The organism is Roseixanthobacter psychrophilus, assembly GCF_043195195.1.
In the GTDB taxonomy this organism is placed as follows: Bacteria; Pseudomonadota; Alphaproteobacteria; order Rhizobiales; family Xanthobacteraceae; genus NCEH01.
The window spans coordinates 151278-163766 of the sequence record NZ_JBAFWT010000007.1 but is presented as its reverse complement, the minus strand read 5'-3'; the positions used below and the strand labels follow the sequence as shown (position 1 = coordinate 163766).

Sequence of the window (12489 nt, the reverse complement as noted above, 5' to 3'; positions counted from 1 at the left end):
GAGGGTGGAGGCAATGGTCAGGGTCTTGGTCAGCGTGTTCATGATCTTCACTCCTGTTTGAGTGAGGACATATTAGTTTTCATGCAGCTCAAGTTTAATTCTACAGAGGTTTTTTCTTGTAACTCCTGGTTTACTTTGGGCTATCCTAAGGTATGGGATTGATGCGGCTAGGGTGCTGTTGGCCTTGCAGGACGGATCGCATCGGCCTGAGGCCCTGGAAAACGACACCGCGCGCGCGCTCACCGGGACCCGATTATCTCTGGGACCGGCGACCGATGGCCAGGAGAGCCGCTGCGAAGGCGAGCACAGCCAGCATCGCCCACGCCTCATTGATCGACAGGACGAGCGCAGCCTTTTCAACCAGCGGCCTCACCAGTGCCTCGACATCTGGGCTGACGGGAGTCTGCATAGGCGCCTGCACGAGGTCTGGCGGGAGCCCGACCAGGATTGCGGCACCCGCATCGCCGGCGAGCAGCCGTTGCCGGAGCGCCTCCGCATGGATCGGCACGCGCGTGAAGAGCACAGTATCTATCAGGGCGATGCCGATAGCGCCGCCGAGGTTGCGCATGAGGTTGAACAGACTGCTGGCGTCGGGAATGACCTCGGGCCGCAGGGTCCCCAGTGCAAGACGAGTCGGCGGGAGCAGACACAGCATGATTGCTGCGCCCCGTACCACCTGGGGCCAAAACATGCCGGCAAAATCGGTGTCGACGGTCGCAAAGGCGCTCATGGCAAGGCCGACGCCGAACAGGCAGAACCCGCAAACGGAAAGCAGCCGGGTGGAAACCCGCCGCTCAAGAGCAACCGCGACCGGGGACGTGAGCAACTGCGTCACCCCCGTCACCAGCATCACCATCCCGATGCCAAGCGGATTCTTTCCGCTCACAAGCCCGAGAAACGCCGGCATCAGATAGACCGAGCCGTAAAGCCCCATGCCCAGAACGAAGCTGAGGGCGCACCCGGTGGCAAAATCGGCATCGCGAAACGTGTCGAGCCGGAGCACCGGAGCACGCGCTAAAGTGGCCGGCCGCGCCGAGCCGAGCACGAACAGCGCTCCGCAGAGCGCGCTGATTGCGAACAGAGCGAGCACGAGGATGGACAGCCATCCCCGCTCCGGCGCCTCCTTCAAGCCGATTTCCAGCGCAACCAGGCTGAGGAACAACAAGCCAAGCCCGAGCCCATCGAGCGTGCGCAACACCTGGGGCGTCCATTTTTCCCGGTCCAGCAGCGCAAGGCCCAGACCGCAAGCGAAGACCCCTGGGAGCACGTTGATGAGGAACAACCAGTGCCAGGAGTATCGCGCCGTCAGCCATCCTCCGACCACCGGCCCCGCGACCGGGCCGAGAACCGCCAGCATGCCGGCCAGCGTCGTCGCCGGACCCTGGAGCCGATCGGGGAAAAGCAGAAAGACGGTGGAGAAGACCAAGGGGATCAGCATGCCGCCCGAAAACCCCTGCACCACGCGTGAGATGATCAGCATCTCAAAGCCGCCGCTGGCGGCGCAGGCGATGGAAGCGAGCGTGAATACCCCCACGGCGGCGGCGAACAACACCCGAACGCCGAACGCGCGCGTGAACAGGCCGGTAATGGCGATGGCTAGGATTTCGGCGGTGAGATAGGCGGTCTGGATCCAGCTGATCTGTTCGGGGTCGATGGCCAGTGCATCGCGAATGGCGAAAAGAGACGTGCTGACCACCTGAATGTCCAGGATGGCCATGAACATGCCGGTGCACATGGCGGCGAAACCGAGCCATGTGCGAAGCGTCGCGCTGCGTTCCCCGGACGCCGAGGGCCCGCTCACAAAGATGCCTCTACCGGAGCCGCGCCGGCGAGTGCCTCATTCTCCGAGCGGATGCGTACGAAGAGGACAGCCGCATTCGCCAAGGAAAAGAGCAGCGCAAACCAAGGGAGCCCGAAGGCGAGCGGCAGCAGCGCGATCTCGGCGACCACCACGACATAATTGGGGTGTGAGATGAACCGATAGGGGCCGTGCCGCACCAGCGGGGCGCCCGGCAGGATAATGATCCGCGTCGTCCAACGCGGACCGAGCGTCGCCAAGATCCACAACCGCATCGGCTGAAGCAGCAGGTAAGCAACCAACGGCACGGCAAAGACCGACCGTCCGGGCGCCAGGACCCAGAGTCCCGCCAGCCAAGCCGCGTGCATGACCACCATGACGGGATAATGGCCGTGCGCCATTTCCTTAGCACCCATCGCGAGGAGCCGAGACGTGTTGCGCTTCGCCAGCAGAAGCTCGCTCAGCCGCTGCAGCGTGACGAGGGCGAGAATGAGAACGGTAATCACCACGTACCTCAATGGCTGCTGCGGGCGAGGGACAGGACCGACGCGGTGAACCCCGGTCCCATCGAGACCAGCGTTGCTCGGTCCGGCAGGCCTTGCTCGATCACACGTTGGAGAATGAACAGCACCGTCGGGGCGGACATGTTGCCGAAATCGGCCAGCACGCCGCGCTCGTGGTCTAGCGCGCCCTGCTCGAGGCCGAAGGAGCGCTCGATCGCCGTCACAACCTTGGCGCCGCCGGGATGACAGACGAAGCGCCCGACCTCTGCGGTGGAGAGGTCCATGCGGGCAAGGATGCCCTCGACTGCCGGACGCAGCTTGGTGGCGGCGAAGGACGGTACATTCGGGTCCAGAATGACGCCGAAGCCCACGGGGTCGATGCTCCAGCCCATGATACCGAGAGATTCCGGCCAGAGGTGCTCGCCCGCCCCTTCCACAACGGCCAGCCCCTGCTCGCCGGCCCGCAGCACGCAGGCCGCAGCACCATCGCCAAAGAGGGCCGCCGAAATGAGATTGACCTTGTCGGGTCGATCCAAGCGAAACGCGAGGCTGGTCAACTCGACGGTCACCAGCAGCACCGTGGCGCCCGGCCGCGCCTGCGCCAGCCGCGAGGCTACGGCAAGCCCGGTGACCCCGCCTGCGCAGCCGAGCCCGAAGACCGGAAGCCGCTCGATATCGGGACGGAAACCCATGCGCTTGTGAACCACGGCATCGAGGCTCGGCGTGGCGATCCCGGTGGTGGAGACGAACACCACTGCATCCACGTCCTGCGCGGTGCAGCCGGCATCGGCGAGCGCCCGGTTCGCAACCTCAATGAAGAGCCTGCTTCCCTCTTCCGCATAGGCCGCGGTTCGCTCGGCCCAGTCGCGCGGCTGCAGATACCACTCCAGGGGGCGCGCCGTATATCTCCGCTGAATGCCGGTGCGTGCAAACACGCCGGCCATGGACTCCGAGCGTGTGAAGACATCGGCGAAAACATGGCGCATCGCCTCAGCCACATCTCGCTGCGTCACCATATTGGGGGGCACCGACGTAGCCAAGGACAGAAGACCTGGACGCGACCTGGTATCGCCTGCCGCGCGCCAATCACCTGGCCAATACCGCGGCTGAGGAGTGTGCAACATGATATACTCTTTCTGATACACCCCATCGCAAGATTTTCCGGAGAGAAGCCGGAGCTACGGGGGGTCGATTCAAGACGACAAATGCCGCGTGCACGGGCTTGCGGCCGCATATGGGTCGAAGGCGGCCGAGGTGCTCGCCACCCCACCGGCGGGAGGTGCGCCCGTTTCGAACGGCCTGCTGAAAATTAAAGTCAGTATCCGCCCTCAAAATCGCGCAAAAATATTTGGTGCGGCTCTGCGTTTTCTTTGGGTGAGTAGACACCGGCAAGGGCGCTGTGCAGCACCCCGACACCGAGGAAGATCAGCGTGGAGAGCGAGATCAGGATCTTAAGGTGCGCCTTCATGTCGAACCTCCAGCGTTACTAGCTGGGATATTATGAGAGAGCGGAGAACATCGATAAATTGTATCGAGATATTTTTTCAGAATATAATAGTTTAGGTGTAGAAAACCTTCGTATACCGTCTGTTTTTGCCACTGGGAAAGCTGTGGCAGGCGGGCCGAAAGGAAGGCATCGAGAACACTTTCGGAGGCAGCGGGCAAACCCGGAACGTCGGCGTGCAGGCCGGCCCGTGGCAAGCCGTTAAAGCCGAGTGGTAAGCACTCCCCCCGATTGCGCCTAAACTCGGGCAAACCACCGTATGATTCAAATCAAGGGCTTTTCGCTTCATGGTGAGGATAAATACGGGAACCCGAGGTGGAATCGGGCCTCCCCCAACGCAAAGGATCTCCTCCGTGTCCAAGTATCCATTGATCACCATTGTCGATGACGACGATGCCGTGCGCACGGCGATAGAAAGTCTGGTGCGCTCGCTCGGTCTGCGGACCAGCTCGTTCGCGTCAGCAGATGCATTCTTGCATTCGGATCGGGTGGAAGACACTGCCTGCATCATCACCGATGTGCAGATGCCGGGCATGTCGGGCGTGGAGTTGCAGTCACATCTGCGTCACATCGGCAATTCCGTGCCGCTTATCTTCATCACCGCATTTCCCGAGGACCGCATTCGTCGGCAGGTGATGGCGGCGGGCGCCGTTGGATTTTTAAGCAAGCCATTCGACGGCAGCGCCATGATCGACTGCATCGATCTCGCTCTGTCGACGGCCTCGTGACCACCCGCGGCTCCCTCGGTGCCTCAGGCAGCGAGGCCGACATGCCGAGTGCCGCCTTACCCTGTCGTTGCGTCATACCTCCCAGCGCAACGATGCACGTCCGCAATAGCCTCAGTCAACGAACAGAATAAACTAAACAATTTCTTCATTCTATATAATAAACCACTCTGGGGCCATACCAGAATGTCAAATATGTGGCCCGCCCAATTCATATACTTCTGTATATATTTCTTATCCAAATATGCGGCAGATGAATACTGCTGAATAATATCGAGGGTCGACGACCCGCCGCATGATTAGCGGCATAACAACCCCTCGGAGACACTCCAGTGAACAAATATGCACTTGCTCTTTCCGCAGCTCTTATCGGCGTGGTCGGAGCCACCAGCCTCGCCTCGGCACAGCCCATGTCCTACGGCGCAGCCGCGGCCGCCCACCAGCGTCAGGCTCAGCGAGCCCAGCAGGCGCCTCAGGATAATGCAACGGCCAATTACAGCACCGACGAATACTCTTTGCTGCGCGGCACACCGATGGACCACGATCCCCACTGGGGCCCGGCTCAGGACGCTAACCAGTACTGACCTGACGTCCTGACCCGAGCAGAGGCCCATCAGGCTGAGAACGAGGCGTCTCGTTCTCAGCCTGATTTTTTGCGCCACAATAATCGATATTATTCGCGAATCATTTCAAGAATTAAAAGTACGACACACTTGAATGTGAGCTGATTTTTGGAACGAATAATGCGGTAATATTAGTATATATATAGTACATCCACCTGCAAAAATATAACCGGTCCGCAGGGCGCCGGATCGCGCGACGCGACCTACGCATGTCACTGAACGCACATGCCACTGGAGAAGGAGACGCAAGATGGCCGAGCAGGACGGCGCACAGCGCTACCGATTGTGGCCGCTCAGAGGTCGCCTGCTGGCCGGTGTCGCAGCAATTGGCCTCCTCACCGCGGGCCTCGTCGCGGGCTTTGGCTATGTCGGCGGCTATTTTTCCCCGCGCCGCCTGACCCAGACCAAGATCATCGACACGTTCGAGACGGTAAACGGCGTCAATCCCGGATTCCGACGCAATCACGCGAAGGGCGTGTGCTTCGAGGGGCATTTCGACAGCAACGGCGCGGGAGCGGCACTCTCCAAGGCGACGGTCTTCGCCGGTGGCAGCGTGCCTGTGATCGGACGGTTTGCTGTCGCCGTGGGACGCCCGTTCGTGCCCGATAACGAGACCCAGGTCCGCAGCATGGCCGTGAGCTTCCGCCCGCCCGGCGCAGAAGAATGGCGCACCGGGATGAACGACATCCCGGTCTTTTCCGTCAAGGATGCCGAGGGCTTCTACCAGCAATTGGCCGCCGCTGAGCCGGATTCAGTCACCGGCAAGCCTGATCCCGAGAAGATGAAGGCGTTCCTTACCGCGCATCCCGAGACGGTGCGTGCGGTAAAACTGATCCGCGCAAGACCTTTTTCTACCGGGTTTGAGAATGCCAGCTATAATAGCCTTGATGCATTTCGCTTCGTGAACGCCGATGGCGTATCTACACCGGTGCGCTGGGCAATGGTCGCCGTCGATCCTTTCGTCCCCGAAACGCAGCACCCGCAGGCGACCGCCGACAAGAACTTTCTCTTCGATGGATTGATCGCCCGCCTGATGCGCGGTCCCCTCCAATGGCATCTGGTGGTCACGGTCGGCCAGCCGGGGGACCCCACCAACGACGCGACCCTGCCCTGGCCGAACGAGCGGCAACGCATCGACGTAGGAACCCTGAGCGTCGATCACCTTGAGGCCGAAGGCCCAGGCAATTGCCGCGATGTGAATTTCGACCCCCTGGTTCTGCCCTCCGGCATCGAACCGTCTGATGATCCGCTGCTGAGCGCCCGGTCGGCGGCCTATTCCACGTCCTTCACGCGGCGAGCCGGCGAGGCGAAGACACCGAGCGAAGTCCATGTTCCCTCGCAGCAGAAAGGCAGCTGACCATGGAGCAGATGCGGTTTTCAATTCCCTCGCGGATCCTGCACTGGGCGATGGCAGCGATGATCCTGGCCATGCTCTTCATCGGCATTGGCATGGTCGCCTCGCTGGCGGATTATCATTGGCTGGTTTCGATCCATCGCCCGCTCGGGATCGCGATCCTCATCCTCGTCACCATCCGCCTGGTGAATCGGCAGGTCAACCGGCCGCCGCCGCTGCCGCAGGACATGCCCGCCTTTCTGCGCATCGCCGCGCACGGCTCGCATGTTCTGCTGTACGGGCTGATGTTCGCCGTCCCGCTGGTCGGCTGGGGCATGCTGTCGGCGGCGCGCTATCCGATCGTGCTGTACGGAGCCTTCGAGCTACCGCCGATCCTGCCGCAGAGCGATCTGCTCTTCGCCTGGCTGAGGACCGCCCACACCGTGCTCGCCCTGGCGCTGTTTGTGACCTTCCTGGTCCATCTCGGCGCAGCGCTCATGCACGCCCTGGTGTTCCGCGACGGCGTGTTCGGGAGCATGTCTCCGCTTGCCTCGCGGGAAGCGGCCGGCGCGGAACCGCGCGTCCAGCAGTCCCAGGGCGGGTAAATGCATGACATTTGCGGCGTCTTGCTGCCGCAAGGACGCGCCGAGACGGGCATGAGACGCGGCACCGACGCTCTCCGGAAGGACCTCAATCAGCTGTTGCAGGCGACGACATGATTGGCGCGGTTGGCACACCGCCACTGATAGGGTGTATCGCCGACAAAACGGCGAAAGACGGTCGTGAAATGCGCCTGGGTCTGAAACCCGACGCTGAGTGCGATCTCGACCAGAGAGGTCGAAGTTTCGGTCAGCATCTCCTGCGCCCGCTCGATACGGCAGCGCAGGAGGAATTCGTGCGGACGCATCCCGGTGGTCGCGCGGAACTGAGCCGCAAAATGCATGCGACTGAGGCCCGAGGCGGCTGCCATATCGGAGAGGGTGACGGTTTCGGACAGATGTTCGTCAACAAACGTGGAGACACGCTTGAGCCGCCATTTCGGCAGGCCCGTCTTGGGCCGGCACGACGGCTCCGCCGGCGGGTCTTGCAGATCGCTTCTCGCCTCTCCCTGCGCCTCAAGGAGGCGGGTCAGGATGGAAAAACGAATAGCCTCGGCATAGGTACCGGCGAACTCCCCATCGCTGTGCTCGGCAGCTTCAAGGGCGCGCGAAAGGCGCTGCAGGGTTGGGTCGGTCGCTGCAAGGCGGACCGAATTCAGGTTGTCGGCAGGAAAGTCCAATGGCTTCGGGACGCCGTTGAAGGAAACGGAACCTTCGGCATTGGCCCAATCCAGGCGATCCGCGAACGACGACAAGATATCAAGCGACATAGCAGCGGGCCTCTATTCTCGGAGTTCAAGAAGCCGCTGCCTGATATCGTCGCACGCCTCCCGTTGCGTGAGCGAGCTGAAAGTATTCGCCCCCATTCGCATTGGGCCGCATGGTGAATCGACGCACCAAGGCATCGGCCGGCTGTACAAAGGAGTTTAATCGCCCGCCCGACAGGCTCCATTCTACCTGAGTTTGCGGGGTCATATGCTGGGGTCGGCCCGCACATACCTTCGTATATGAGCCGCTTCTTGGCATTCCTGCGCGGTGAAGAAGCAAACATCCGGCTTTCCTGAAAGAGAAGGCTGCGAACCTGTGGCAATGAAGATCAAACGTTCCTCCCCTGAAGGCTCGTCAACCATGTCGAACGCAAAAGCGCGGCGGCTCACACTCACGATCCTGGCCGCGGCGGGCATCGCTGCCGCGGCCTATGCCGGCCTATGGCGTACCGACCTGCAGGGCGCGACACCCAAGGGCCCTCCCCCGGCGCCGCCGGCGGTGCCGGCCGAGGTTTCCACCGCGCAATTGCGCTCCGTTCCGATCTATCTGACCGGGATCGGAACGGTCGAACCGTTCAACACCGTCACCGTCCATTCGCGCGTCGACGGCGAGCTCCAACAGGTGCTGTTCCATGAAGGACAGGACCTGAAGAAGGGCGACCTGCTGGTGGTGATCGATCCACGCACCTTCGAAGCAGCCCTGGACCAGGCAAAGGCTCGCCTGGAGCAGGACACCGCCTCGCTCGACAATGCGCAATTGGACCTCACCCGGGACGTTCGGCTCGGGAAGAGCGATTTCGTGAGCGAGCAGACCACTGACAGCCAGCGCAGTACCGTTGCGCAACTCACCGCACAGATCGCCCAGGATCGGGCCATGATCAGCACGGCCCAGACGCAACTCTCTTACACTCAGATCGCCTCGCCCATCGACGGGCGCGCAGGCCTGCGCCTCATCGACCAAGGGAACATCGTCCACGCCACCGACACGACCGGCCTCGTGGTCATCAACCAGCTTCATCCCATCACGGTAATCTCGACCCTTCCCCAGGCTCAGGTCCCGGCGATCCGGGCGGCGCTCGCCGCCGGCAAGGTGGAGGCCCAGGCCATCTCGCGCGAGGATCGCACGGTCCTCGACGTGGGCATCGCCGAACTCACCGACAATCAGATCGACCCGCAAAGCGGGACATTGCGCGTGAAATCGGTATTTCCAAACAAGACGGATCGGCTGTGGCCGGGGCAGTTCGTGGACGTCAAGTTGCGTGTCGCGACGCTCGCCGATGCCCTGACCGTGCCTTCGGATGCAATCCAACGCGGCCCCGACGGAGAATTCGTCTTCGTCGTCGACAAGGATGAAAAGGTCACCGACGTGCCGGTGAAAGTCGCAAACATCTCCGACGGCATCGCGGTCATAGACAGCGGGTTGAAAGCTGGGCAGCGGGTCGTCGTTCGCGGGCAGTACCGGCTCGCTCGGGGTACGCGCATCGCCCCGACACCGATGGCCGGGGGCTGATCGCCATGTCACTCTCTTCCTGGTTCATCCGCCACCCCATCGGAACCTCGCTGCTGATGGCCGCGCTCTTGGCGGTGGGTGCGACCTGCTTTCCCCGCTTGCCCGTGGCTCCCCTGCCCTCCGTCGACTTTCCCACCCTGCAGGTTTCCACGCAGTTGCCCGGCGCCAGCCCGGACATCATCGCATCGTCCGTGACCCAGCCGCTTGAGCGTCAGTTCGGCGAGATCCCCGGCGTCTCGCAGATGACCTCGGTCAGCACCCTCGGCAACAGCTCCATCACCCTGCAATTCAACCTGGACGTGAATATTGATGGTGCCGCCCAGGACGTGCAGACGGCGATCAACGCGGCAGGCGGCCAGTTGCCAACCAATCTCCCTGCTCCCCCTACTTACCGTAAGGTTAATCCCGCTGATCCGCCGATTCTCGTACTGGCACTGACCTCGCGCACGCTGCCGATCACCGAGGTGGACGATTTCGCGGAGAACGTGTTGGAGCAGCATATCAGCCAGGTCGACGGCGTCGGCCAGGTCCTGGTATTCGGCCAGCAGAAACCCTCGGTCCGAATTCAGGTGGACCCGGCCAAGGTGGCCAATCTCGGCCTGTCGCTGGAAGATCTGCGGCAGGCCATCATCTCGACCACCGTGAATGACCCGAAGGGCTCGATTCAGGGCGCCCACCGAACTTTCACGCTGTTCGACAATGATCAGATCACCGCAGCCGGTCCCTGGCTCGATACCATCCTTGCGTTTCGCAACGGCGGTCCCGTGCGGGTCCGCGACATCGGCACCGCCGTCGATGCCCCGGAAAACGAACAGGTGGAAGCCTGGGCCAACGGCAAGCAAGCTATCGTGCTGCCGGTATTCAAGCTCCCGGGGGCCAACGTCATCGACACGGTGGACCAGATCAAGGCGCAATTGCCCGCTTTGCTCGCCAACGCGCCGGCGGGCATCGACCTGCAAGTCCTGAGCGACCGCACCGAAACCATCCGGGCATCGGTTAGCGATGTGGAGATGACCCTGGTCATCACCGTCGTGCTCGTGGTCGCCGTGATCTTCGTGTTCCTGCGCAATCTCATGGCGACCCTGATCCCCGGCATCGCGGTGCCGCTCGCCGTGGTCGGCACCTTCGGGGCCATGTATGTGCTCGGCTACAGCCTCGACAATCTCTCGCTCATGGGGCTCTCGATCGCGGTCGGCTTCGTCGTCGACGACGCCATCGTCATGCTTGAAAACATCGAGCGGCACCTGGAGATGGGGAAGACGCCGCTCCAGGCCGCGCTCGACGGCTCGGCGGAAATCGGCTTCACCATCCTGTCTATCAGCCTGTCCCTGATCGCGGTCTTCATCCCGCTGCTGCTGATGGGGGGCATCGTCGGTCGACTGTTCCGCGAGTTCGCGATCACGGTAACGATCACCATCGCCGTGTCGGCAGTGGTCTCGCTAACGCTGACACCGATGCTGTGCGCTCTGTTCCTGAAGCCGAAGAGCGCCGAGCGGCACGGGCGGCTGTATCGGTGGTCCGAACGGGGCTTCGACGCGCTGCTGGCGGGTTACCGCACCACGCTCGATGTCGCCCTCGACCACCGACGGACCACGCTCGCCATCTTTATCGCCGCGATCGCAGCCACCGGCTGGCTGTTCTACACCATACCGAAGGGCTTCTTTCCCCAGCAGGACACCGGGCTGATCGTCGGTGTCTCGGAAGCGGCGCAGGACATTTCCTTCGCCGACATGGTGAAGCGACAACTCGCACTCGGCAAAATCGTCCAGGCGGACCCCGATGTCGCGACCGTGGGCATGGCGGTCGGCTCAAGCGGGGGCCAGACGGTCAACAATGGCCGGATGTTCATCACGCTGAAGCCGCGCGAGCAGCGCACCGCCTCTGCATTCCAGATTATCGATCGGCTGAACGCCAAGCTCGCGAGCGTCGAGGGAGCCGCGCTGTTCCTCCAGGCCTCGCAAGACCTCAATGTGGGCGGGCGGATCTCGCGCACCCAGTTCCAATACACGCTGCAGGACGGCAATATCGACGAATTGAATACCTGGGCGCCGAAGATGCTGGCGAAGCTTAAAACACTGCCGGAGCTGACCGGGCTCGCCAGCGACCAGCAGACCGGCGGAGCAACGCTGACCCTTACGATCGACCGCGACCAGGCGTCCCGGCTCGGCATCAGCCCGACGGACATCGACAACACGCTTGAAGACGCCTTCGGCCAGCGACAGGTGACCCAATACTTCTCCCAGCTCAACAGCTACCATGTCATCCTGGAACTTCTGCCGGAACTGCAGAATTCGCCGAAGGCGCTGGACGAAATCTATCTGCGGTCACCGCTCACGGGACAGCAGGTGCCGCTACGGGTGTTGGCAAAATGGACGTCGCAGCCCACCACCTTCCTGTCGATCAATCACCAGTCGCAGTTTCCCGCCGTCACCCTTTCGTTCAATCTCGCGAGCGGAGTTGCGCTCGGTGATGCGGTGGCGGCCATCCACACCGCAGAGACGCAGATCGGGAAGCCGCCAACGTTGACGGGGACGTTCCAGGGCAATGCGCAGGCATTCCAGGACTCCCTCGCCAGCGAGCCCTACCTCGTCGCGGCGGCGCTGCTGGTGATCTATGTCATCCTCGGGGTCCTCTACGAGAGTTATGTCCACCCCCTGACCATCCTCTCGACTTTGCCCTCGGCCGGCCTCGGCGCATTGATCATGTTGTGGATGTTCGGCTTCGACTTCTCGATCATCGCGTTGATCGGAGTGATCCTTTTGATCGGGATCGTGAAGAAGAACGGCATCATGATCGTCGACTTCGCCATCGAGCGGGAGCGCAACGAGGGGATGTCGGCCCACGATGCTATTCGCGAAGCCTGCCTGCTGCGCTTCCGGCCGATCCTGATGACAACCTTCGCCGCGCTGCTGGCCGGCATTCCGCTGATGGTCGGGCATGGCACCGGCTCGGAGCTACGCCAGCCGCTGGGCTATGCCATCGTCGGGGGGCTGGTGGTGAGCCAGCTGCTGACCCTCTACACCACGCCGGTAATCTATCTCTTCCTCGACAAGCTCGGCCAACGCCGCCGCACCCCGCCCGCCGAGGCAAGGCCGGCCCCCGAGGCTTCATGACGCCCGCGAGGCGA

11 protein-coding genes are annotated in these 12489 nt (G+C 62.4%); 6 read left to right on the top strand and 5 right to left on the bottom strand.

From position 1 onward, the window contains the following. Positions 1-253 precede the first annotated feature (253 nt). The 4 genes from V5F77_RS09805 to V5F77_RS09790 all read right to left on the bottom strand — a co-directional run bounded on the left by V5F77_RS09805 (position 254) and on the right by V5F77_RS09790 (position 3769). Positions 254-1801 carry a DHA2 family efflux MFS transporter permease subunit gene (locus V5F77_RS09805; RefSeq protein ID WP_429005159.1) on the bottom strand — a complete coding sequence of 516 codons (1548 nt, stop codon included), beginning with the start codon at positions 1799-1801 and terminating at the stop codon, positions 254-256. Next, entirely contained in the window at positions 1798-2307 is a 510-nt protein-coding gene (locus tag V5F77_RS09800; protein WP_429005158.1) for an isoprenylcysteine carboxyl methyltransferase family protein, read from the bottom strand. The genes V5F77_RS09805 and V5F77_RS09800 overlap by 4 nt, the downstream gene beginning before the upstream one ends. A gap of 5 nt (positions 2308-2312) precedes the next feature. Then, positions 2313-3425 (bottom strand): type III polyketide synthase, encoded by a 1113-nt coding sequence (locus V5F77_RS09795; protein ID WP_429005157.1) that lies wholly within the window; start codon positions 3423-3425, stop codon positions 2313-2315. A 191-nt stretch (positions 3426-3616) separates the two neighbouring features. Beyond that, positions 3617-3769, bottom strand: coding sequence for a hypothetical protein (locus V5F77_RS09790; protein WP_429005156.1), 153 nt, complete (start codon positions 3767-3769; stop codon positions 3617-3619). 389 nt (positions 3770-4158) lie between these two features. On the opposite strand from V5F77_RS09790, the gene V5F77_RS09785 reads away from it, so the two are divergent. From V5F77_RS09785 to V5F77_RS09770, 4 genes are all read left to right on the top strand, one after another. Continuing rightward, a complete protein-coding gene (locus V5F77_RS09785; RefSeq protein WP_429005155.1) occupies positions 4159-4533 on the top strand; it encodes a response regulator transcription factor in 375 nt (124 codons plus the stop codon). A gap of 329 nt (positions 4534-4862) precedes the next feature. Next, positions 4863-5114 carry a hypothetical protein gene (locus tag V5F77_RS09780; RefSeq protein WP_429005154.1) on the top strand — a complete coding sequence of 84 codons (252 nt, stop codon included), beginning with the start codon at positions 4863-4865 and terminating at the stop codon, positions 5112-5114. A 289-nt stretch (positions 5115-5403) separates the two neighbouring features. Then, positions 5404-6510: a catalase family peroxidase gene (locus V5F77_RS09775; RefSeq protein WP_429005153.1), complete on the top strand. Its 1107-nt coding sequence runs from the start codon at positions 5404-5406 to the stop codon at positions 6508-6510. A 2-nt stretch (positions 6511-6512) separates the two neighbouring features. After that, positions 6513-7091, top strand: a complete 579-nt coding sequence (locus V5F77_RS09770; RefSeq protein ID WP_429005152.1) for a cytochrome b — start codon at positions 6513-6515, stop codon at positions 7089-7091. 89 nt (positions 7092-7180) lie between these two features. Here V5F77_RS09770 and V5F77_RS09765 read toward each other — a convergent pair whose 3' ends face one another. Beyond that, complete coding sequence (locus V5F77_RS09765) at positions 7181-7855, bottom strand: helix-turn-helix domain-containing protein (RefSeq protein WP_429005151.1); 675 nt, start codon at positions 7853-7855, stop codon at positions 7181-7183. A gap of 358 nt (positions 7856-8213) precedes the next feature. Between V5F77_RS09765 and V5F77_RS09760 the strand changes: the two genes are divergently transcribed. Then, complete coding sequence (locus tag V5F77_RS09760) at positions 8214-9362, top strand: efflux RND transporter periplasmic adaptor subunit (RefSeq protein ID WP_429005150.1); 1149 nt, start codon at positions 8214-8216, stop codon at positions 9360-9362. A 5-nt stretch (positions 9363-9367) separates the two neighbouring features. Next, positions 9368-12475, top strand: coding sequence for an efflux RND transporter permease subunit (locus V5F77_RS09755; protein ID WP_429005149.1), 3108 nt, complete (start codon positions 9368-9370; stop codon positions 12473-12475). Positions 12476-12489: the final 14 nt, after the last annotated feature.

What these genes read in the sequence shown, in the direction of transcription:
- V5F77_RS09795 (WP_429005157.1), bottom strand. Translation starts at nt 3,425, where the DNA reads ATGTTGCACACTCCTCAGCCGCGGTATTGGCCAGGTGATTGGCGCGCG.
- V5F77_RS09790 (WP_429005156.1), bottom strand. Translation starts at nt 3,769, where the DNA reads ATGAAGGCGCACCTTAAGATCCTGATCTCGCTCTCCACGCTGATCTTC.
- V5F77_RS09775 (WP_429005153.1), top strand. Translation starts at nt 5,404, where the DNA reads ATGGCCGAGCAGGACGGCGCACAGCGCTACCGATTGTGGCCGCTCAGA.
- V5F77_RS09770 (WP_429005152.1), top strand. Translation starts at nt 6,513, where the DNA reads ATGGAGCAGATGCGGTTTTCAATTCCCTCGCGGATCCTGCACTGGGCG.
- V5F77_RS09765 (WP_429005151.1), bottom strand. Translation starts at nt 7,855, where the DNA reads ATGTCGCTTGATATCTTGTCGTCGTTCGCGGATCGCCTGGATTGGGCC.
- V5F77_RS09760 (WP_429005150.1), top strand. Translation starts at nt 8,214, where the DNA reads ATGTCGAACGCAAAAGCGCGGCGGCTCACACTCACGATCCTGGCCGCG.
- V5F77_RS09755 (WP_429005149.1), top strand. Translation starts at nt 9,368, where the DNA reads ATGTCACTCTCTTCCTGGTTCATCCGCCACCCCATCGGAACCTCGCTG.